18 protein-coding genes are annotated in these 21,670 nt (G+C 70.8%); 12 read left to right on the top strand and 6 right to left on the bottom strand.

What is annotated here, in order from left to right; translation table 11 throughout:
* Positions 1–9: 9 nt before the first annotated feature.
* The 5 genes from J2S57_RS01855 to dapF all read left to right on the top strand — a co-directional run bounded on the left by J2S57_RS01855 (position 10) and on the right by dapF (position 6,935).
* Positions 10–222: a hypothetical protein gene (locus J2S57_RS01855; RefSeq protein ID WP_307237522.1), complete on the top strand. Its 213-nt coding sequence runs from the start codon at positions 10–12 to the stop codon at positions 220–222.
* Between the two features lie 75 nt (positions 223–297).
* Positions 298–3,447: a helix-turn-helix transcriptional regulator gene (locus J2S57_RS01850; RefSeq protein ID WP_307237520.1), complete on the top strand. Its 3,150-nt coding sequence runs from the start codon at positions 298–300 to the stop codon at positions 3,445–3,447.
* Between the two features lie 457 nt (positions 3,448–3,904).
* A complete protein-coding gene (locus J2S57_RS01845; protein WP_307237517.1) occupies positions 3,905–5,116 on the top strand; it encodes a class III extradiol ring-cleavage dioxygenase family protein in 1,212 nt (403 codons plus the stop codon).
* Positions 5,113–6,051 carry a tRNA (adenosine(37)-N6)-dimethylallyltransferase MiaA gene (miaA, locus tag J2S57_RS01840; protein ID WP_307237513.1) on the top strand — a complete coding sequence of 313 codons (939 nt, stop codon included), beginning with the start codon at positions 5,113–5,115 and terminating at the stop codon, positions 6,049–6,051. Before J2S57_RS01845 ends, miaA begins: the two co-directional genes overlap by 4 nt.
* Entirely contained in the window at positions 6,048–6,935 is an 888-nt protein-coding gene (dapF, locus tag J2S57_RS01835) for a diaminopimelate epimerase (protein ID WP_307237510.1), read from the top strand. Before miaA ends, dapF begins: the two co-directional genes overlap by 4 nt.
* A 54-nt stretch (positions 6,936–6,989) precedes the next feature.
* Here dapF and J2S57_RS01830 read toward each other — a convergent pair whose 3' ends face one another.
* Positions 6,990–7,613: a class I SAM-dependent methyltransferase gene (locus J2S57_RS01830; RefSeq protein ID WP_307237507.1), complete on the bottom strand. Its 624-nt coding sequence runs from the start codon at positions 7,611–7,613 to the stop codon at positions 6,990–6,992.
* 117 nt (positions 7,614–7,730) lie between these two features.
* Between J2S57_RS01830 and hflX the strand changes: the two genes are divergently transcribed.
* The gene (gene hflX / locus J2S57_RS01825) at positions 7,731–9,215 is read left to right on the top strand and encodes a GTPase HflX (protein ID WP_370882545.1); all 1,485 of its coding nucleotides are present in this window, start codon (positions 7,731–7,733) and stop codon (positions 9,213–9,215) included.
* 4 nt (positions 9,216–9,219) lie between these two features.
* Here the strand turns inward: hflX and J2S57_RS01820 are convergent, their stop codons facing one another.
* On the bottom strand, positions 9,220–9,684 hold the full coding sequence (locus tag J2S57_RS01820) for an ATP-binding protein (protein WP_307237501.1): 465 nt from the start codon (positions 9,682–9,684) through the stop codon (positions 9,220–9,222).
* A 202-nt stretch (positions 9,685–9,886) separates the two neighbouring features.
* On the opposite strand from J2S57_RS01820, the gene J2S57_RS01815 reads away from it, so the two are divergent.
* A complete protein-coding gene (locus J2S57_RS01815) occupies positions 9,887–12,121 on the top strand; it encodes an ATP-dependent DNA helicase (RefSeq protein WP_307237498.1) in 2,235 nt (744 codons plus the stop codon).
* Positions 12,122–12,227: 106 nt separating this feature from the next.
* Here J2S57_RS01815 and J2S57_RS01810 read toward each other — a convergent pair whose 3' ends face one another.
* Both J2S57_RS01810 and lexA read right to left on the bottom strand, forming a co-directional pair.
* Entirely contained in the window at positions 12,228–12,491 is a 264-nt protein-coding gene (locus J2S57_RS01810) for a hypothetical protein (protein ID WP_307237496.1), read from the bottom strand.
* A gap of 392 nt (positions 12,492–12,883) precedes the next feature.
* Positions 12,884–13,621 (bottom strand): transcriptional repressor LexA, encoded by a 738-nt coding sequence (gene lexA, locus J2S57_RS01805; protein ID WP_307237493.1) that lies wholly within the window; start codon positions 13,619–13,621, stop codon positions 12,884–12,886.
* Between the two features lie 198 nt (positions 13,622–13,819).
* On the opposite strand from lexA, the gene J2S57_RS01800 reads away from it, so the two are divergent.
* From J2S57_RS01800 to J2S57_RS01790, 3 genes are all read left to right on the top strand, one after another.
* Positions 13,820–14,284: a LysM peptidoglycan-binding domain-containing protein gene (locus J2S57_RS01800; RefSeq protein ID WP_307237490.1), complete on the top strand. Its 465-nt coding sequence runs from the start codon at positions 13,820–13,822 to the stop codon at positions 14,282–14,284.
* Between the two features lie 472 nt (positions 14,285–14,756).
* Positions 14,757–15,233: a transcriptional regulator NrdR gene (nrdR, locus tag J2S57_RS01795; RefSeq protein ID WP_307237487.1), complete on the top strand. Its 477-nt coding sequence runs from the start codon at positions 14,757–14,759 to the stop codon at positions 15,231–15,233.
* Positions 15,234–15,379: 146 nt separating this feature from the next.
* On the top strand, positions 15,380–18,316 hold the full coding sequence (locus J2S57_RS01790; RefSeq protein ID WP_307237483.1) for a vitamin B12-dependent ribonucleotide reductase: 2,937 nt from the start codon (positions 15,380–15,382) through the stop codon (positions 18,314–18,316).
* A gap of 71 nt (positions 18,317–18,387) precedes the next feature.
* Here the strand turns inward: J2S57_RS01790 and J2S57_RS01785 are convergent, their stop codons facing one another.
* The gene (locus tag J2S57_RS01785) at positions 18,388–19,188 is read right to left on the bottom strand and encodes a polysaccharide deacetylase family protein (RefSeq protein ID WP_307237480.1); all 801 of its coding nucleotides are present in this window, start codon (positions 19,186–19,188) and stop codon (positions 18,388–18,390) included.
* A gap of 373 nt (positions 19,189–19,561) precedes the next feature.
* Here J2S57_RS01785 and J2S57_RS01780 point away from each other — a divergent pair, with 373 nt between their 5' ends.
* The gene (locus J2S57_RS01780) at positions 19,562–19,954 is read left to right on the top strand and encodes a DUF2500 domain-containing protein (RefSeq protein ID WP_307237477.1); all 393 of its coding nucleotides are present in this window, start codon (positions 19,562–19,564) and stop codon (positions 19,952–19,954) included.
* A gap of 81 nt (positions 19,955–20,035) precedes the next feature.
* On the opposite strand, the gene J2S57_RS01775 is transcribed toward J2S57_RS01780, so the two are convergent.
* Positions 20,036–20,557 carry a calcium-binding protein gene (locus J2S57_RS01775; RefSeq protein ID WP_307237474.1) on the bottom strand — a complete coding sequence of 174 codons (522 nt, stop codon included), beginning with the start codon at positions 20,555–20,557 and terminating at the stop codon, positions 20,036–20,038.
* A 119-nt stretch (positions 20,558–20,676) separates the two neighbouring features.
* On the opposite strand from J2S57_RS01775, the gene J2S57_RS01770 reads away from it, so the two are divergent.
* Positions 20,677–21,561 carry a LysR family transcriptional regulator gene (locus tag J2S57_RS01770; protein WP_307237470.1) on the top strand — a complete coding sequence of 295 codons (885 nt, stop codon included), beginning with the start codon at positions 20,677–20,679 and terminating at the stop codon, positions 21,559–21,561.
* Positions 21,562–21,670: the final 109 nt, after the last annotated feature.

Here is a 21,670-nt window from a genome sequence, read left to right as displayed (position 1 = left end):
GCACGTGTGATGGGTACGTCATTCAGTGGTTTTCGTTCGGACCTCGCCGTCACGTCGACGGTCGGCATCGCTCGTGGAGTCTCGCTGCCCTACCAGCGGCTCGAGAGCAACGCGGAGGCCGAGATGCGTTACCGGCAGCAGCGCCTGCTCGAAGAGGCGACGCGGTGGCAGAACCGGCGGCAGAGCCGCAAGCAGGAGCGTGCCGCGAGCAAGAAGAAGTAAGCGGTGTCGTCAGCTCTGAGAAGTCGTCCCACGGGCGAACAACTCGCAGGCATCAAACTGGGGGGAGGTGACACGATGGATGGCGTGGCTTTCGTCGGTTCTGCCGCGCCCTTCGTCGCGCGGGTCGGGCAGCTGGAGCGCTTCCGGGAGCTGATGGGCCTGGCCCGCTCCGGTACTGCGACCGGGGTGATCGTCGGTGGGGATGCCGGGGTCGGCAAGACCCGCACCCTCACCGAGGTCGCTCAGCATGCCACGGCCACGGGGTTCCAGGTGCTCCTCGGCCGGTGTGTCGACCTGGGCACCGGGTCCCTGCCGTACTTGCCGTTCGCCGAGGCCCTCAGCCAGCCGCTCCGGTGGGGAGAGCGGGACAGCGCCGAGAAGAGCCGCACGGCCGAGATCATCCGGCAGGTCTCGGCCGAGCGGCCAGGGCTGGCGCAGATCGTCGGCGCGGCGGCCGACGTCCCACTGCGCAGTGTCGGCGAGGCGGGGCTCGACCGGCTGGCTCTGTTCGAGTCCGTCGCCCACGTCCTGAGTCGCATCGGGTCTGAGGTCGCACCGCTGCTGCTGGTGCTCGAAGACCTGCACTGGGCCGACTCATCCACCCGCGACCTGGTCCGCTTCCTCTTCAGCCGGCTCGGTCCCGACCACCTCCTGGTACTGGTCAGCTACCGGGCCGATGACCTGCACCGCAGGCATCCGCTTCGGCCCCTGGTCGGAGAGCTCACCCGCCTGCCGCGGGTCGAGCAGATGGATCTGCCGCCGCTGTCGCACACAGAACTGGGCCAGTTGCTGGCCGGTCTGAACGGTGGCCCGGTCAAGCCGGCGCTGCTGAGGCGAATCGTGGCCCGTTCTGCCGGAAACCCCTACTACGCACAAGAACTCCTCGCGGCCGGAGAGAGCGGCCGCCTGCCCGAGGGGCTCACCGATCTGCTGCTCGACCGCCTGGAGCAGCTGTCGGCGCCCGCCCAGAGAGTGGTGCGGCTGGCGTCGGTGCACAGCTCGGCGCGTATCGGAGACGCGTTGCTCCGCGCGATCCTCAGTGGTCCGGATGCCCACGACCGGCTCGATCCGGATGCTCTCGAGAGTGCCCTGCGTGAGGCGGTCGCCCAGCAGGTCCTGGTGCCGGAAGATCTCGACCGTTACCGGTTCCGGCATGCGCTCCTGCAAGAGGCCATCTACTCAGACCTGTTGCCCGGAGAGCGGGTTCGGCTGCACAAGAGCATTGCCGACTACCTGCGTCCGCTCATGGCCAGCCCCGGGGCGCGCGGCATCGCGGCGGAAACGGCACGGCACAGCCTGGCCGCCAACGACATGCCGAGCGCCCTGAACGCCTCGCTGCGGGCCGCCTGGTTCGCGGCCTGTGCCAACGCCCCCGCCGAAGCGCTGCAGCACTACGAACAGGCGCTTCAGCTGTGGGATGTCGTTCCGCCGCAGCAGCGCGACGACGACACCTCCCGTAGCGACGTGAGCCTGCGGGCGGCCAGCGTGGCGAGTGACGCCGGGCTGCTGGAGCGTGCCGTCGGCCTGGCCCAGGCCGCGACCGGCGAGGCCGAGCTCGAGGGAGATGCGGTCGCCATGGCCCGGGCCCGGGCGGCGCTGGCCCTGCACACGTTTCTCGCCGACCGTCCGGAAGAGGCTCTCGAGCAGGCGCTGCGGGTGATCAACGACCTGGCCGACGATCGCGATCCCTCGTCGGCCCGAGCGCTGACCTGGTCGATCGTGGCGCGTGCGCATCTCGGCGCGGGCAATCCGCAAGATGCCCTGAAGGCGGTGGTGCAGGCACTGGCCGAGTCGCAGGCGCTGGGGATGACCGCCCTGCAGGTCGAGCTCCTCACCACCCAGGCCGTGGCCCAGGGCATGTTGCGTCGAGACGAAGACTCGGCCAGGTCCTTCCGGCTGGCCAAGGCCGCGGCCGAGCTGTCCGGTGACACGGCCGGCGCTGTTCGCGTGCACTACAACCTCGCCCTGAATCACCTTGACCAGGGCGACCTCACGGCCGGCATCGCCGATCTCCTCACCGCGATCGAGGCCGCCGACTCCAGCGGCCTGGCCGCCAGCGTCTACGGGGCCAACGCGCGGCAACTGCTGATTCTCACGTTCTGGCACGCCGGTGACGTCGAGCGAGCGCTGAAAGTGGTCCGTCCCGACATGGGGGCGTCCCGGCTGCCGATGGCGCTGGTCACCCACCTGAAGCTGTTCGAGCTTCCGGTGATTGCCACTCGCGATCCGGAGCAGGTGCTGCGCGCCGACGAGTGGCTGGTCGTGGTCGACGACGCCTGGGAACGGCCGGTGCACCTCAAGGCGCGGGCCGAGGCCCTGAACTGGCTGGGGCGGTGGGAAGAGGCGGCGGCCGAGGCTCGCCTGGCACTCGGCTATGCGCTCGCCGATGCCGAGCACTGGCACCTGTCAGGCATCGAGACCGATACCCGCGCCATCAGTGCGCTGGCCGACGGCGTGGAAGAAGCACGGCGTGCCGGTGATCTGGAGGCCGAGCGCCAGACCCTGGCCGAGATCGGATACTTCCTCGAAGACGGCCGCACCCGCGCCAGACTCGGGCTCCCACGGCGCGGGGTGATGGGGCCGGAGGGCAACGCGTGGATTCTGCGCCTGGAGATGGAATGGGCCCGCGCCCAGGGCATCGCCGAGGCGGAGGGCTGGCTGGAGCTGGCGAGGGCATTCGAGGGCGTCTCGGTGTTCGAGGTGGCCCGGGCCCAGTGGCGCGCCGCGCAGGTGCTGGTGCGCGACGGCCGCACGCACGAGGCCGAGCAAAACATCATCGCCGCCCGCCGGTGTGCAGCGGAGCTGGGGGCGAAACCCTTGCTGGGCGAGCTCGAGAAGCTGGCCCAGAAGGCCGGGCTCGACCTCGAACCCCTGCCGGCCGACGCCGAATCGGCCCGTGAGCCCGACCTGCCCGCCGGGCAGGGCGCCGGAGCAGCGTCTGGCGGCGAGAGCGAGCGAAGGGGGTCCGCGGTGGCCGGGCCCACGAGCTCGGCAACGTCTGGGGCCGCCACGACTTCACAAGCCATCGAGGCCTCGCTGACTCCGCGCGAGCGCCAGGTCATGACGCTGGTCGCGGAAGGCCTCACCAACCGCGCGATCGGCGAGCGCCTGCACATCAGCGAGAAGACGGCGAGTGTGCACGTGTCCAACGTCCTGGCGAAGCTGGGGGCGTCCGGGCGCACCGAGGCGGTGGCGATCATGAGTCGCGTGGGCCTGATCCCATGAGTGGGCAGGGGTCCGGGTCTGTGCCGGGGCAGATGAGCGGGAGCCCGGTCCTGCGGGCTGGGCAGGGCTGGGCAGGGCAGGGCTGGGCAGGGCAGGGCTGGGCAGGGCTGGGCAGGGCTGGGCAGAGCTGGGCTGGGCAGGGCTGGGCAGGGCAGGGCTGGGCAGGGCTGGGCAGGGCTGGGCAGGGCAGGGCTGGGCAGGGCAGGGCTGGGCAGGGCTGGGCAGGGCAGGGCAGGTGCTTACGAGCTGGTGGTGCACGGCGGCATGACGTCACCGGCGTTAGGGTCGGGTGGTGCTCGTCGCTGCGTTCGTCCCTTGCCCCCCGCTGCTGGTCCCGGAACTCACGGGCGTACCGGTCGGTGAGCGAGCTGTGCCGGGCGAGGCTGTTGACGGGTGGGCGGTGTCGGTCACTGAGGCAAGCAAGGGCGGCCGAGTCAGCGGGGTCGTGGGGTCGGAGATGGCTCGGCCGTTCCGGCCCACGATCGGTGACAGCGACGGCATGGCCGCCGGCGCCGGGGAATCGCTGGCCGCCCAGACCGGGCCTCTCCTGCACGCGTGTGACCAAGAGGTGGCCGCCCTGATCCAGACGCTACGACGACCCACGGCGGCGTCCGTCACCGAGAACCGGTCCGAAACCCGTTCTGGGGCAGAGGCCTCCGTCCGCATCATGAGCTCGCCGGGGCCTCGGACGCTGGTCCTCGTCGGCCCGGGCGAGCAGACCCGTCGTCACGCGGCCGGGGCCTGGGGCACCCTCGCGGGCTACGGCGCGGAGGTCGAGGCGCCGCGGGAGCACGACGAGGCAACTGTCCCCGAACTCCCCTTGTCCCTGACCATCGGACGCTGGCTGCTCGACCGGGCCGGCGTGAACCGGAGGGCGGGCGAGAACCAGCGGGCTGACAGGAACTGGCAGGTCGGCGAGACCCAGCGGGCGGGCGAGAACCAGCGGGCCGACAGTAACCGGCAGGCGGGCGAGAACCGGGGGGCGGGCGAGAACCGGCAGGCGGGCGAGAGCTGGCGGGCCGGCGAGAACGAACGCGCCGACGAGAACGAGCCGCCCACCCGGTTGATCGTGCAGGAGGTCTCGGCCGCCGCGTCCCCCGATGAATGTCTGCGGCTGGGACGTGAGCTCGCGCAGGAGGCCGGTCCGGACGCGGCCTGGCTCGTGCTCGGCGACGGCAGCAACCGGCGCGGCATCCGGTCGCCGGGCTTCGAGGATCCCCGCGCGTCCGCGTTCGACGCCGAAGTGGCCGGAGCCCTCGGCGCGCTCGACCCGGAGCGGCTCGCGGCCATCGACCCCACCCTCGCCGTCGAGCTGGGCTGCCGGGGCCGGGTCGCCTGGCAGGTCGCCGCCGGTGCACTCCGGAGCACGGGTGCAGGTGGCGACGACGTGGGAACGGGCGCAGGTGGCGACGACGTGGGAACGGGCGCGGGCAGCGACGACACGAGAACAGGCGCGGGCAGCGACGACACGGGAACAGGCGCAGGTGGCGACGACGCGGGAGCAGGCGCGGGCAGCGACGACACGGGAGCAGGCGCCGGAACAGCCGTAGGCGCAGCAGCAGGCACAGCAACAGGCACAGGAAGCAGCACGGGCAGGAGCACGTTGCGGTACGAGGGAGCCCCCTTCGGCGTCGCCTATCTGGTGGCAGGCTGGGACTTCCGGGCATGAACGAGGAGAGCGTGAACACCCCTGGCGTCATCGCGGTGGTCGGTCCCACCGCCAGCGGAAAATCAGACCTGGCCCTGGATCTCGCGGAGGCCCTGGACGGCGAGGTGATCAACGCCGACGCCATGCAGCTCTACCGGGGCATGGACATCGGCACGGCCAAGCTCCCGCCGTCCGAGCGTCGGGGCGTCCCTCATCATCTGCTCGACGTGCTCGACGTGACCGAGGAGGCGAGCCTCGCCGCGTACCAGAGGGAGGCCCGTGCCGCCCGCGACGACATCCAGGCCCGGGGCAAGGTGCCGATCCTGGCGGGCGGTTCCGGCCTCTACGTCCGCGCGGTGCTCGACCAGCTCGAGATCCCGCCGACCGACCCCCGGGTGCGCCTGCGCCTGGAGCGTGAGGGCGAGAAGGCGGGCGCCGAGGAGATGCACCGCCGGCTGGCCGCCCAGGACCCGGCCGCGGCGATCGCGATCCTGCCGGGCAACCTGCGCCGCATCGTGCGGGCACTGGAGGTGATCGAGCTGACCGGCCGTCCGTTCAGCGCGACCCTGCCGAGGCCGGAGTACGACACCCCCGCCGTGCAGATCGGCCTGCTGGCCCCCCGCGAGGAACTCGACGACCGGATCGCCGCCCGGGTCGTGCGCATGTGGCGTGACGGGCTGGTCGAGGAGACGGTCCGGCTGGTGTCGGAGGGCCTGCTCGACGGCAGGACCGCGCCCCGCGCCCTCGGCTACGCCCAGGTGCTGCGCATGCTCGAGGGCGAGCTCGACGAGGTCGAGGCCCAGGTCGACACCGTCAACACCACCCGCAAGTTCGCCCGGCGGCAGGAGTCCTGGTTCCGCCGGGACACCCGGGTCACCTGGTTGCCGTACGACGCCCCGGACCTGAAGGAGCAGGCGCTCGCGGCGATCGCCGGCCCGCGTAGCCTTACCCCGTGACGACGTTCGTGAAGGGCCACGGCACGGAGAACGATTTCGTGCTGCTCGACGACCCCGAGGGCACCCTCGACCTGACGCCCGAGCTGATCCGGCACCTCGCCGATCGCCGGGCCGGTCTGGGCGCCGACGGGGTGATCCGCGTGGTGCGCAGCGCCGCCGCGGGTCAGGACGCGGCCGGCGAGTGGTTCATGGACTACTGGAACTCCGACGGCAGCGCGGCCGAGATGTGCGGCAACGGCAGCCGGGTCTTCGTGGCCCACCTGCTGCGCCGGGGCTGGATCACCCTCGGCGACGGTGACGAGGTCGCGATCACCACCCGCGGCGGCGTCCTGCCGGTGAGCCGCCGGGGCGACCTGTTCAGCATCGACCTGGGCGCCTGGCAGGTCGCCGGTGGCCCGGCCGCGGTCACGGCGGGCGGCGACGTCACGGTCACCTTCCCCGGAATGCCTCCCCTGCCAGGCCTTTCCGTGGCCCTGAGCAACCCGCACGTCGTGGTCGTGCTGCCCGACGTCGCTACCCTCGAGGCCCTCGACCTGACCGTTCCGCCGGTCGTCGAGCCCGCCCCGCCGCACGGCACCAACGTCGAGATCGTGGTGCCGATGCACGACCAGAGCATCCAGAACGAGCTGGGGCACCTGAGGATGCGGGTGCACGAGCGTGGTTCCGGCGAGACCCGTTCCTGCGGAACCGGAACCGTCGCCGCCGCCATCGCCGCCCGGGCCTGGGGCGGTGACCTCGCGCCCGACCACTGGCGCGTCGACGTCCCCGGCGGCACACTCTACGTCGACGCCGAAGGCACGTCCAGCGAGGGTGATTCGGCGAAGCTGACGGGGCCCGCGGTCATCGTGGCCGAGGGCGAGCTGGTGGACGTGGTGGTCTCCTGAGAAGTCGGGGTGCGCCTCAGGCGCACCCCGGCACCCCGGGGCACCACGACGTCCTCAATTCGACGACGGAGCCGTGACCCGCAGGACCCGGAAACCCTTGGCGCTCCCCGCGCGCACCACCGTCCAGCCCGTGGGCAGGGCGGTCTGCAGCCACCCGTGCAGAGAGTCGGCCCCCAGGTTGCGCTGCACCACCAGGTGCGCGGACGCCTCGGGCAGCAAGCGGGGGAGCCAGCGCAGCAGCATCGCGTGCAGCTCGGCCTTGCCCACGCGGATCGGAGGGTTCGACCAGATCGCGGCGAACCGCACGTCGTCGGGCACCTGATCGGGCAGCACCGCGGTGACCGGGGCGCCCGCGCGGCGGGCGTTCAGGCCGGTCAGCTCGAGCGCGAGCTCGTTGACGTCGATCGCCCAGACCTTCGCCTCCGGCGACAGCAGCGCCTGCGTCATCGCGATCGGGCCCCAGCCGCACCCGAGATCGAGCAGGTCACCGGTGGGTGGGGGAGTGGGCGCCTCGCGCAGGAGCACCCGGGTGCCCAGGTCGAGACGGTCACCGCTGAAGACGCCGCCGGCCGTGGTCACCGTGACCTCACGGCCGGCCAGGGTGATCTCGACGTCCTGCCGGGCCGACGGCCGGGCAGGAGTGCGGAAGTAGTGAGGTTCGGAAGATTCGCTGGTCATCGCGCGTACACGATAGAGCCACCGGGCGAAGCGCCGGGAATCTCAGTCGCCACCTGCGGTGTTGACGTGTCAGGCTGGATGCCGTAAGTCCAGCCAGTCCGAACTACGGAGGATGCCCTGAGTAACAAGGATCGCAGCACCGCCGACCGCAGTGACGCCGTCGAGCGCATCCTGTCCCGCCAGGGGACCGCGCTCGCCGAGGGAACCACACGCTGGGGTGAGCACGACGGCGACCAGACCGATCTGGCGGACCGCCAGGCACTGCGCCGGGTCTCCGGGCTGTCGACCGAACTCGAGGATGTCACCGAGGTCGAGTACCGGCAGCTGCGCCTCGAGAAGGTCGTGCTGGCCGGGGTCTGGACCACCGGCACCGCGACCGACGCGGAGAACTCGATCCGCGAGCTCGCGGCCCTCGCCGAGACGGCCGGCTCGGAGGTTCTCGACGGCGTGATGCAGCGTCGCCAGTCGCCCGACCCGGGCACCTACCTGGGCCAGGGCAAGGCCGACGAGCTGCGCGTCATCGTCGAGGCGAGCGGCGCCGACACCGTGGTGTGCGACGGCGAGCTCTCGCCCTCGCAGCGCCGTGGCCTGGAAGACGTGGTGAAGGTCAAGGTCATCGACCGCACCGCGCTCATCCTCGACATCTTCGCCCAGCACGCCAAGTCCAAGGAGGGCAAGGCACAGGTCGAGCTCGCCCAGTACGAGTATCTGCTGCCGCGTCTTCGTGGTTGGGGTGAGTCGATGTCCCGCCAGGCCGGTGGCCAGGTGGGTGCCGGTAACGGCATGGGCTCGCGTGGTCCCGGTGAGACGAAGATCGAGCTCGACCGCCGGCGCATCCGCTCCAAGATGGCCAAGTTGCGGCGTGAGATCGCGGCGATGAAGACGTCCCGGGTGACGATGCGCGACTCGCGTAAGCGGAACGCGGTGCCCAGCGTCGCCATCGCCGGCTACACCAACGCCGGCAAGTCCAGTCTGCTGAACCGGCTCACGGGCGCGGGGGTGCTGGTGGAGAACGCGCTGTTCGCCACCCTCGACCCGACGATCCGCCGGGCGTCGACCCCGGACGGTCGCGAGTTCACGCTCGCCGACACGGTCGGGTTCGTGCGCAGCCTGCCGACCCAGCTGGTCGAGGCGTTCCGCTCGACGCTCGAGGAGGTCGGCAACTCCGACCTGCTCCTGCACGTGGTCGACGGCAGCCACCCCGACCCGGAGGGCCAGATCAGCGCCGTGCGTTCGGTGCTGGCCGAGCTCAAGGGCGACGTGCCGCTGGAGATCGTCGTCATCAACAAGATCGACGCCGCCGACCCGGAGGTGATCAACCGGATCGTGCTGCGCGAGCCCCGGGTGATCGCGGTGTCGGCGCGCACCGGCGAGGGGGTCGACAAGCTGCTCGACCTGATCCAGGACGAGCTGCCCCGCCCCGACGTCGAGATCGACGTGCTGGTTCCCTACGACCGGGGCGACCTGGTCAGCAAGATCCACGAGCGGGGCGAGGTGCTGAACTCCGAGCACGTCGCGGAGGGCACCCGGATCACCGCGCGGGTGAACTCCGGGCTGGCCCACCTGCTCGCGTCGTACCGCACGGGCACGCCCGTGGCGTAAGGGGTTACCGGTGGCGCAGTTTCAGCGTCACCGAGACCACGCTGCCGCCGGACGGGCGGGGGGTCACCACCAGGTCGTGCGTGAGCTGCGCGATCAGGTAGAGCCCCCGCCCGCCCTCGGCCAGCGCGTCGTCGGGCAGCGTGGGCAGCCGGTCGAAGCCGGGTCCGCTGTCCGCGACGCTGAGCAGGGGATGCGGCCCGTTCCAGCTCAGAGTCAGCCAGGCCGGTCCGGTGGTGTGGGCGAGCGTGTTGCTCAGCAGTTCGGCCACCACGATCTCGGCCGAGTCCAGGTCGCTTCCGAGGGCGGCGCGCAGCCGCAGTGCGGCCATCACCTGGTGCCGCACCCGGGGGACGTGCGCGGCGTCGCCGGTCTCGAGCCGCCAGCCGGTGAACCCGGACGTGGCCCACTGGTACCGGGCCCAGTCGCCGGAACGGGCAGCCCACTGGTCGGCCTGCCGGGTGGTGCTCATCCGCACGTTCCTCCAGTACGCCGGTCTGCGGCCTCGTCGTCCCGCGCCGCGGTCCAGGACCTCTGCGCCGCGGTCGAACCCCACGACGCAGCCGAGGACACCTGCTCGGCAGCTAAGGACAAAGGTGCAGTACGAGGGCGCTTTGCCGGGGGCCGGAGCGGCACATTCAGGTCTTTGGCCGACGGGCCATTAGGCTGGTCCGATGGCTTCCAGCACCGATCCCGAGCAGGACACGAGGATCGGGACGGAGCCCGATGCGTCACCTGAGACACCTGGGAACCACGAGCTTGAAGACGACGCGGAGACCGCGGCAGAACCCTCGGCTCCCGAAGGTGACGGGTCCCCGGGAACCGCACCGGCGCGTCCGTCGTCGAAGACATCCTCGAAGGGCCGCCGGCGCAAGGTGACCGACCTGCTCTCGGCCGCGGTCGCCGAGATCGGTGGGGTGCCGCGCGAGGGCCAGGTGCAGATGGCCGAGGCCGTCGACGAGGCGATCAACGCCCGCCGGCACCTGCTCGTGCAGGCCGGCACCGGCACCGGCAAGTCGCTCGGCTACCTGGTGCCCTCGGTCAAGAAGGCCGTGAACTCCGAACGGCCGGTGGTGATCTCGACCGCGACGCTGGCCCTGCAGGCACAGATCGTGGAGCGCGACCTGCCGCGCCTGGCCGGCGCCCTCACCGAGAAGCTGGGCCGCTCCCCGAGCTGGCAGCTGGTGAAGGGGCGCCGCAACTACGTCTGTGTGCACAAGCTGGCCGGTGGTTTCCCCGACGAGGACACGCTCTTCGACGCGCCGTCGGAACTCCCGCTGCACGACCAGACCGACAAGGGTGTCTCCCACCCGGCCCCGGTGACCGGCGTGACCTACAGCGCGGCCGCGGGCAAGCTCGGGCGGGAGGTCGTGCGGCTGCGTGAATGGGCCGAGACCACCCGCACCGGTGACCGCGACGAGCTGGTGCCGGGCGTGTCCGAGAAGGCCTGGCGGCAGGTCTCGGTCAGCGCCCACGAGTGCCTCGGCGCCTCGCGCTGCCCGATGGCGGGCGACTGCCACGTGGAGCTGGCGCGTGAGCGCGCTCGCGACGTCGACATCGTCGTGACGAACCACGCGCTGGTGGCGATCGACTCGTTCGAGGGCCGGCAGATGCTGCCCGAGCACGAGGTGCTGATTCTGGACGAGGCGCACGAGTTCGCCGACCGGGTCACCTCGGTCACCACCGACGAGATGACCGGCCCGATGATCGAATCGGCCTCGCGCGGCGCCCGCCGGGTCGGTGTCGGCGACACCACGCTGCTCGAGGTGGCGGGCGAGACGCTCGAGGCGGTGCTGGAAGACCTGCCCGCCGGGCGCCTCGAACACGGTGTCCCCGACGGGCTCCTGGCCGCGATCAGCTCGGTGCGCGACAACGCCCGGGCCGTCACGTCGTCGATCCAGCAGCTCTCGAAAGACGAGAAGGGCGGCGAGGGCGACGGCGCGCTGCAGGTGGCGCGGGCCGCCGTGCAGGAGGTCTTCGACGTCGCCGAGCGGTTCATCCAGGCCGCGGCGCAGGCCCAGGCCTACGACGTCATCTGGGTCTCGCGCACCCGGCGGCCCGACGGGGGCGAACGGGTCGGTCTGCACGTGGCGCCGCTGTCGGTGGCCGGGCTGCTGCGCGAGCGGCTGTTCGAGAGCCGCACGGTGGTGCTGACCTCGGCCACGCTGACCATCGGGGGCAACTTCGACTCGGCTGCGGGCGGGGTCGGGCTGGGCGGTGAGGGGGCCCCGGAGTGGACGGGGCTCGACGTCGGCAGCCCCTTCGACTACCCCCGGCAGGGCATCCTCTACCTGGCCAAGCACCTGCCCCAGCCCGGTCGCGACGGCACGCCGACGCAGGCCATGGATGAGCTGGAAGAGCTGATCAAGGCCTCCGGCGGGCGCACGCTGGGGCTGTTCTCGTCGCGCCGGGCCGCCGAGGCCGCCGCCGAGGAACTGCGCGAACGCCTCGACGTGCCGATCCTGTGCCAGGGCGACGACAGCATGAACACGCTGGTCAAGGAGTTCGCCGCCGATCCGCGCACCTGCCTGTTCGGCACACTGACGCTGTGGCAGGGCGTGGACGTGCCCGGGCCCTCGTGCCAGCTGGTGGTGGTCGACCGGATCCCGTTCCCACGTCCCGACGACCCGCTGGCCTCGGCTCGTCAGCGCGCCGTGGCCAAGGCCGGGGGCAACGGGTTCATGTCGGTCGCGGCGACCCACGCGGCGCTGCGCCTGGCACAGGGGGTGGGGCGGCTGATCCGGTCATCGGGCGACAAGGGGGTGGTCGCGGTGCTCGACCCGCGCCTGGCCACGGCCCGCTACGGCAACTTCCTGCGGGCCTCGCTGCCGGCGTTCTGGACCACGACCGACAAGGACGTGGTGCTCAAGGCACTGCGGCGCATCGACGAGGCGGCCGACGACGCCTGAGGGCAGCGGGCCCGGCCTGTTCGAGCAGGCCGGGCTGCATGGCTTTCCGGGTTTCCCGGGCTCCAGGGCTTCCGGGCTTTTCGGGAGGTCGGGCTTTCCCGGGCTCTCAGGCCCGGAGCGACACCCGCACCGCGTCACTCAGGTCGGCGACCGTGTGGACGCCGTCGAGGAAGTCGTCGGGGAAGGTCGCGTCGAACACCTCGCCCATGGCGGTCAGCAGCTGGGGGCGCTCGGCCTCGTCCAGGTCGAGCCGCACGGGCGCGCCGGGGGAGAGCTCGGCGGTGGGCAGCCGGAGCTGCTGGGCGACGACGGCGCGCACGGCCGAGTCGAGTTCCACGACCGTGAGGTCGACAACCACGGGATCGGGCACAGCGATCCTTCCTGTCCGGCCGGCCGGGATCAGCCCGGGCCGGGTCGGTGACACGTATCTGCCAGAGACTTCAGCGACGCCGTTCCCGCCCGTCACCACTCGTGCAACCTGGGTGAAACACGCTTGACGTCCGCAGGACAGTAGCGCGGCGCCGAGGCCGGAAAAGCGCCGCGGCCGGTCAAACCCCTGATCGGACCCGGTGAGATATCAGACACCCGGCCGGTGGCGTTCACGGGCGAAGGGCACTGGACAGGCCCTGGGGTGAGCTCGTGCAGCTGCCCCGGACACGACGAAGCCGGCTCCGCACAGGCCAGGCGGAGCCGGCTTCGGCCCATGGGGTGCCCCCGCTTCCGTGCGGAGGCCGTTCGGGTGTGCTCGCGGCAGGAGCTGAATCAGACGCGGCGCATGACCGCGACCACGCGGCCCAGGATCGTCGCGTCGTTGCCCGGGATCGGCTGGTAGGCCTCGTTGTGCGGGAGCAGCCAGATGTCGCCGTCCTTGCGCTTGAACGTCTTGACGGTGGCCTCGCCGTCGATCATCGCGGCCACCACCTCACCGTTCTCGGCCACCGGCTGGCGGCGCACCGCGACCAGGTCGCCGTCGCAGATCGCCGCGTCGATCATCGAGTCACCGACGACCTTCAGCAGGAACAGCTCACCGTCGCCGACCAGCTGGCGGGGCAGGGCGAAGACGTCTTCCACGGCCTGCTCGGCGAGGATCGGGCCACCGGCAGCGATCCGGCCGACCAGCGGCACGTACGAGGGCGCCGGCTGGGTCTCGCCACCGGCGTCGGCCCCGAAGGCGGACGTGCGGTCGAGCTCGCCCCGCTCGCCCGGCATGATCACCTCGATCGCGCGCGGCCGGTTCGGGTCGCGGCGCACGAAGCCCTTCTTCTCCAGGCTGGTGAGCTGGTGGGCGACGCTGCTCGGGCTGGTCAGGCCGACGGCCTCACCGATCTCGCGCATGCTCGGCGGGTAGCCACGCCGGTCGACGGTCTCCCGGATGGTCTCGAGCACCCGCCGCTGGCGCACGGTCAGACCGTCGCCGTCGGGAGGCCCGTCGGGGAGCGTGCGCACCGTAGCGCCCCCCTTCTCCGGTTCCGCCGCGCCGGCGGTCGGATTGTTCGCCATCTGCCACCTCCATGACCCTGTGCCCGGCAGTCCACCGGACGTGATCACCCTAGGAAAGCCCGGCGACACTTTCAAACAAGTGTTCGAACGTGTCGCGAGTTTTCCGGGCTCGAGTGGTAGACATGGAACACCTGTTCGATCGAACCTGTGTTCGAAGATGATTCTCTCGCTCACCGATTGGAGTCCAGGATGAGCCTGATGTCCGCTTCGCCGTCCGCCCGGTCCCGGGTCGCGCCGCGCATGCGCTCCGGCCGTTCTGACCGTCGTCCGGTGCACCCCCTGCTGGCCGGGTCGCCCCACCCTCGCCCCCGGCCCCGGCTGCGGGTGGTGGGGGAGAACGAGCGGGCGCTGTCCGGGCCGCCGCCGCTGCGCCTGACCCGGCGTGGCCGCCTGGTGGTGCGCGGAGGTGTGCTCCTGCTCGGGGTCGTCGCCGTGGTGGCCGGGGTGCTGCTGCTCACCCGTCCCGCCGAGGCGGGCTCCGCCGTTGGCCACGTGCCGGTCAGCTATCACCGGGTGCTCCCGGGCGAGACGCTCTGGGAGATCGCCGGTGACGTCGCGCCCGGCACCGACCGGCGCGACACCGTCGCCGAGATCATCGAGCTCAACGCCCTGCCGGGTGCGGCCGTGGGGGCCGGGCAGCGCATCGCCCTTCCGGGCAGTTAACTGCGCATGTTCGGTCGGTGCTGAGCGCGGGCCACAAGATGTAGGGCGTCAGTGTCGATCGCGCCACTGTTCCGCCGGGCGTGTCCCGCGATGCGGACACCCCTCGATGGTGGCTGAAAGTAGCTTTATAGTTGCGGCCGGTAGTCACTCGGGTGGGTGAGTGAGGCCGGTAAAGACGCAGGTCGCACGCAGGAGTGCGGGTCGCCCGAGGAGGTGCGGGGAATGCAGAACCGGCCCCGGGGATCCTGTCCGGAACCTATCCTGGGGCGTCGCCGCAGTGGGCCGGGCGGGCTGTCCGAGCCATGGGACCGGCTTGCAACGCGTCGGCCACAGGCCTAGCGTTACCCCCAGATGTAGTAGTTACAGAGCTGTGAAGCTCCACATCTAGTCAACAACCAGTCAACGGTTACCCACAGGGCGTCCCGGTGCCATCTCGGCCCGGCCCTGCGAGTGTCCCGGGAGGAGTCGCGCCGTGCACTGTCCCTTCTGCCGCAACACCGATTCCCGGGTCGTCGACTCCCGCAGCACCGACGACGGTGCCGCCATCCGCCGGCGCCGGCAGTGTCCCGAGTGCGGCCGCCGCTTCAGCACGCTCGAGACGGCCAGCCTGACCGTGGTCAAGCGGTCCGGCGCCACCGAGCCGTTCAGCCGTGCCAAGGTGGCCAACGGTGTGCGCAAGGCCTGCCAGGGCCGGCCCGTCGGTGAGGACGACCTGGCCCGCCTGGCGCAGAAGGTCGAGGAGGCGATCCGCACCACCGGCTGCGCCGAGATCGACGCGCACGAGGTCGGGCTCTCCATCCTCGGCCCGCTGCGCGAGCTCGACGAGGTCGCCTACCTGCGGTTCGCCAGCGTCTACCAGGCGTTCGAGTCCCTCGAGGACTTCGAGTCCGCGATCACGGTGCTCCGCGCCGAGCGGGAGCCCACCGGCGTCGAGCCGGGTACCACCTGAATCACCTCCGAGTCACCGCTGTCGCCCGGCTGGGGAAGGCCGGGCGACAGCGGTCCGTAACGAAGCTCATACCCGGTCATGAAGGCCACCACTACGCCGTGCCCGGTCTGCCTCCGGTCGCGGCGACACAAAGGGGAACGCACAAGATGACGGAGACCGCGTCGGGCCGAGGCTCGCGTAAGACGCGAAACGACGCACCCCAGGTGCGCCGCACCGGCCTGAAGATCGAGCGGATCTACACCACCGAAGGGGTCCACCCCTACGACCAGGTGACCTGGGAGCGACGCGACGTCGTCCAGACGAACTGGAAGTCGGGTGAGACGATCTTCGAGCAGAAGGGCGTCGAGTTCCCCGACTTCTGGAGCCTCAACGCGTCCACCATCGTCACCACCAAGTACTTCCGTGGTGCGGTCGGCTCGGACTCGCGCGAGTCCAGCCTCAAGCAGCTCATCGACCGCGTCGTGCTGACCTACACCAAGGCCGGCCGCGACAACGGCTACTTCCTCACCGAGGAAGACGGCGACGTGTTCGAGCACGAGCTCACCTGGATGCTGCTCAACCAGGTCTTCGCGTTCAACTCGCCGGTCTGGTTCAACGTCGGCACCAGCGCCCCGCAGCAGGTCAGCGCGTGCTTCATCCTGTCGGTCGACGACTCGATGGACTCGATCCTGAACTGGTACAAGGAAGAGGGTTTCATCTTCAAGGGCGGCTCCGGCGCCGGCCTGAACCTCTCCCGCATCCGCTCCTCCAAGGAGCTGCTGAACTCCGGCGGCACCGCCTCCGGCCCGGTCTCCTTCATGCGCGGCGCCGACGCCTCGGCCGGAACCATCAAGTCCGGTGGCGCCACCCGCCGCGCGGCGAAGATGGTCGTTCTCGATGTCGACCACCCCGACATCGAGGAGTTCATCGAGACCAAGGCCAAGGAAGAGAACAAGATCCGCGCCCTGCGCGACGCCGGTTTCGACATGGACCTCGGTGGCAAGGACATCACCAGCGTCCAGTACCAGAACGCCAACAACTCGGTGCGCGTCACCGACGAGTTCATGCGTGCCGTCGAGTTCGGCGAGCAGTTCGGCCTGACCAGCCGCACCACCGGTGAGGTCATCGAGTACGTCGACGCCAAGGCCCTTTTCGACAAGATGGCGCTCGCCGCGTGGGAGTGCGCCGACCCGGGCATCCAGTACGACGGCGTGATCAACGACTGGCACACCACGCCGGAGTCGGGCCGCATCACCGCCAGCAACCCGTGCTCGGAGTACATGCACCTCGACAACTCCAGCTGCAACCTGGCCTCGCTGAACCTGCTCAAGTTCGTGCAGGCCGACGGTGGTTTCGACGTCGAGAAGTTCACCCGGGCCGTCGAGATGGTCATCACCGCGATGGACATCTCGATCTGCTTCGCCGACTTCCCGACCGCGGCGATCACCGAGACCACCCGCGCCTACCGCCAGCTCGGCATCGGCTACGCCAACCTCGGTGCCCTGCTGATGGAGTCGGGCCTGGGCTACGACTCCGACGGTGGCCGCGCGCTGGCCGCCTCGATCACCTCGCTGATGACGGGCGCGGCCTACCGCCGCTCCGCCGAACTGGCCGGTGTGGTGGGCGCTTACGACGGTTACGCCCGCAACGCCGAGGCGCACCGCCGGGTCATGCGCAAGCACGCCGCGGCCAACGACACGATCCGCACCCTGCACCCCATGGACGTCGCCGTGCAGCGCGCCGCCACCAAGGAGTGGGAGGCGTCGCTGAAGATCGGTGAGGTCAACGGCTGGCGCAACGCGCAGGCCTCGCTGCTGGCGCCCACCGGCACCATCGGCTTCATGATGGACTGCGACACCACCGGTATCGAGCCGGACTTCTCGCTGGTCAAGTTCAAGAAGCTGGTCGGCGGCGGCTCGATGCAGATCGTCAACCAGACCATCCCGCGCGCGCTGCGCAAGCTCGGCTACGCCGAGGAGACGGTCGAGGCGATCGTCGAGTACATCTCCGAGAAGGGCCACGTCATCGACGCGCCCGGCCTGAAGACCGAGCACTACGAGGTCTTCGACTGCGCGATGGGCGAGCGGGCGATCAAGCCCATGGGCCACGTCCGGATGATGGCGGCCACGCAGCCGTTCCTGTCGGGTGCCATCTCCAAGACGGTCAACCTGCCCGAGAGCGCGACCGTCGAGAACATCGGCGACGTGTACTTCCAGGGCTGGAAGCTCGGCCTGAAGGCGCTGGCCGTGTACCGCGACAACTGCAAGGTCGGCCAGCCGCTCTCCGACGCCAAGGCCAAGAAGGCCGACGCGCCGGTGGCGGTCGAGAAGGTCGTCGAGAAGGTCGTGGAGTACCGTCCGACCCGCAAGCGCCTGCCGAAGTCGCGTCCGTCGATCACCACCCGCTTCACCGTGGGCGGTGCCAAGGGCTACATGACGGCCGGCAGCTACCCCGACGACGGCCTGGGCGAGGTCTTCATCAAGCTCGGCAAGCAGGGCTCCACCCTGGCCGGCATGATGGACTCGTTCTCCGTGGCCGTGAGCATCGCTCTGCAGCACGGGGTTCCGCTGCAGACGTACGTGGAGAAGTTCACCAACCTGCGTTTCGAGCCGGCCGGCCTGACCGACGACCCGGACGTGCGGATGAGCTCCAGCATCATGGACTACGTGTTCCGGCGCCTGGCGCTCGACCACCTGTCGTTCGAGGAGCGCTCGGCGCTCGGCATCTACTCGGCCGACGAGCGGGCCCGGGAGCTGGCCACCGGTTCGTACCTGCCGGTGGACGAAGACGGTGACGACGTCGAGGAGGAACTCGAGACGCTCGCCCAGTCGGCCCCGGCCAAGCAGGAGGCCAAGCCGGAGCACAAGCCGGAGCCCCTGAACACGGGCACCGCGACGAGCACCGCCAAGACGACCGTGAACGTCGACGGTGCCGCCACCGCCAAGTCGGCCCCGACCGCGGTGCACTCCTCGGCCGAGCTGTTCGAGGCCATGCAGGGCCGCACGTCCGACGCGCCGATGTGCTTCACCTGTGGCACGAAGATGCGCCCGGCCGGTTCCTGCTACGTGTGCGAGGGCTGCGGCAGCACGTCCGGCTGCAGCTGATCCGCACCTGACAGTGCGAAAGAGGGCCCGGTGAGCGGAATTCCGCTCACCGGGCCCTCTTTCGTGACAGCTCAGCCGGCGACGAGCTCGGACACCGTCGCGAACGAGTAGCCCTTGGCCTTGAGCCCGGCGATGGTCGCGGGCAGGGCGCCGAGGGTGACCAGGCGGCCCTTGTGACCGACGTCGTGAGCCAGCACGATCGAGCCGGGGTGCAGTGTCTCGGCGAGGTCGGCGGCCATCCCGGCCGAATCACCGGCGAACACGCGCTCGTTCACCGAACGCGTCCAGAGCGCGATGTCGTAGCCCATGCCGACGGCGGCCAGCACCGTCGAGCCGCCGAGGTGGCCGTACGGGGGCCGCATCAGGGTCGGTGTGCGCCCGGTGTGCTTCACGATCGCGTCGTGCGTGGACTCGAGCTGGTTCCGTACCCCGGCCAGGTCGAGGGTGGCCAGATCGGCGTGCGACCAGGAGTGGTTGCCGACCTCGTGCCGGTCGAGCCGGCCGCGCAGCAGGTCCGCGTGCTCGACCAGGTTCTTGCCGACCAGGAAGAAGGTGGCCGGGACGTCGGCCTCGTCGAGCACGTCGAGGAACCGGGGCGTCCAGTCCGGCTTGGGGCCGTCGTCGAACGTCAGCGCGATGACCTTCGCGTCGGTCTCGGCCCGGTAGTGGATCCGGACCCCTCCGTGCGTCAGGCGGCCGAGCTGGTCGGCGGCGGCGGCGTACCCGCCGTCGAGGGGCGGCGGCCGTTCCGGCACGAGCAGTTCGTCGATTAGCAGGCCGGTTCCGGCGCCGCCGACGGCCAGCAGGGATCCCCCGAAGAGCGAGCGGCGACGGATCGCCTTGTCGAGCGCCTTCACCGGGCGCCGGGCCACGCCAACGTCGCGACGACGGGGCGGCGGGATGTCTTGATCGCAGGTTCTGCGGACACGTGGAGGTGCACCAGGCTTTCATCGGTGAGACCGGCGGTCTCATGAGCGGATGAAAACAGTACTAGCACCGCGAAGGGGGCAAGACCCGGCACAGTGCTGTTCACGTGCATCTTCGGGAAAAAGGGATGTACCCGGACGCCGTCCCAGTCGTACCGGTCGAACAGCAGGTCACCGATCGTCCCCACACGCAGCCCGACCCGGGCCCGGGCCGCGAACCATGACGATCACCACGTGCGAGTCACGGGAGTGCGTGCATCAAAAGGTGGGCCGGCCGCGTCTGACCGGTGCCGGACCGAACGCAACCAGGAGGTGCACCGTGGACGACCCGTTCAGCAGTGTCGAGAGCGGGATGACCGCCTTCGGCGTCATCTTCGTCGTCTTCGCCGTCGTGATCCTGCTGGTCTTCCTGATCGTGTTCGCGGTCATCGTGATCGCCGTGGGCAAGGGCATCTCGGCCTGGAACCGCAACAACAACTCGCCCGTGCTCACCGTCCCCGCCACCGTCATCGGTAAGCGGCAGGAGACCCGGCGCAGTGACGACAGCTCGAGCACGTCGTACTTCCTGGGCTTCGAGCTGCCGGGGCACCAGCGCGTCGAGCTTCCGATCAAGGGCAGCCAATGGGGGACGCTCCGGGAGGGCGACCGCGGTCGCCTCACCTATCAGGGCACCCGGTTCAAGGGCTTCGACCTCGGCCCGCAGGACGTCTGAGCCCGGAGGACGCCCTGCGGCCGAGGTGAGGATGCCGGCGTGGGGAGGCCGGCGTGAAGAGACCGGGGGGACGGGACGGGCTCAGTCCTCGTCCGGCTCCTCGCCCTGGTACACGCGGTCGCGGCCGGCCCCGCCGGACAGCTTGTCCCGGCCGGACTCACCCTCGAGCCGGTCGTTGCCCGAGTTGCCCCAGAGCCGGTCGTGGCCGGACCCGCCCTGGATCTCGTCGTGACCCGCGCCGCCGTACAGCTTGTCGTTGCCCGACTCGCCGTCGATCTCGTCATTGCCGGAGCCCCCGAAGACGGTGTCCGCCCCGGCCCCGCCGTCGATCTCGTCGGCCCCGGCCCCGCCGCAGATCAGGTCGTTGCCGCCGTTGCCGTCGATCTCGTCGTGGCCGCCGAGCGCCACGATCACGTCACGGCCCCGGGTGCCCTCGATCTCGTCGCTGCCGTTGGTACCGACAATCGTCGCCTTCACACCGTTGCAGGTGTGGCTCTTCGCGGCAGCGGCCGAGGGAGCGGCCTGCGCGGGGCCGGCGAGAAGGAAGGTGCCCGCGCCGATCGCGGCGGCGGCGGTGAGGGCGAGGGGGATCGTGCGCTTCATGGTGGCTCCTGTGACATCGGCGTTTCTTGCTGACGTCACCTACTTCACCGGTGGGCCGTGAGGGCAGAAGGAGAACGAGATGAAGGCCCTCTCATGTTCGTGACCACTACCGTGGCCCGGTGGACCGTCGCCAGCTCGAGTACTTCCTCGCGGTCGCCGAGTGCGGCAGCTTCACCCGGGCCGCGGCGGCCCTGACCATCGCTCAGCCCAGCCTCTCTCACGCCATCGGTCTGCTCGAACGGGAGCTCGGCTCGCCGCTGTTCGAGCGCCTGGGCCGCGGCGTGCGCCTGACCGCGGCGGGCCAGGCCCTGCTGCTGCCCGCCCGGCGAACCCTGCGTTCGTTCCAGCTCGCGGCCTCGGCCGTGCGCAGCGTCAGTGACATCGGGTTCGGGCGGCTCACGGTCATCTCGAACACGCTCTGGGCGATCGAGCCGCTGACCCAGCTGATCGGCGAGTTCCGGCAGGCGCACCCGGCCGTGCAGTTCAGTGTCGGCGACCCGGTACGGCGCTCGGACGTGCTGGAGGCCGTGCGCTCCGGGGACGCCGACTTCGGGCTGATCGACGGCACTCCGCCCGCCGGGGTGCTGGAGAGCCGATGGCTCGCCGAGCACCGGCTGGTGGCCGTGCTCCCGCCCGGCGCGCTGCCCGGGCAGACCACGGTGAGCGTGTCCGACCTGGTCCCGTCGGGCATCGTGTGCACCTTGCGCGGCACCGCGCTGCGGGAGATGCTCGACAACGAACTGCACGTGGCCGGTGAGGCTTCCGAGATCGCCGTGGAGACCGCGCACCTGGCGTCGGTGATCCCGCTGGTGCTCGCCGGGGCGGGGGCGGCGCTGCTGCCGGAGGGGCTGGCCGAGGACGCCTCGCGCCGGGGCGCCCGGGTGCTGCCCCTGCGCCGGCCCACGGTGGCCGCCGTGCACCTGATCTGGCGCTCGCGTGGGCTCAGCAGTCCGGGGGAGCACTTCCGGGCCCTCGCGGGGTCGCTGTTCGCCGACGAGGCATAGATAATCTCTATAGGATTGAGAGAGAAATAGTCGGTGTTCGCAGGTCAGGGCTATCGACCCCGGCTGCGCGGGCTGTCACGATCGGGTGAACCGGTCGATGGGAGCCAAG

This window comes from Kineosporia succinea, assembly GCF_030811555.1.
GTDB classification, from domain to species: Bacteria; Actinomycetota; Actinomycetes; order Actinomycetales; family Kineosporiaceae; genus Kineosporia; species Kineosporia succinea.
This window is presented reverse-complemented; position numbering and strand designations above follow the sequence as displayed.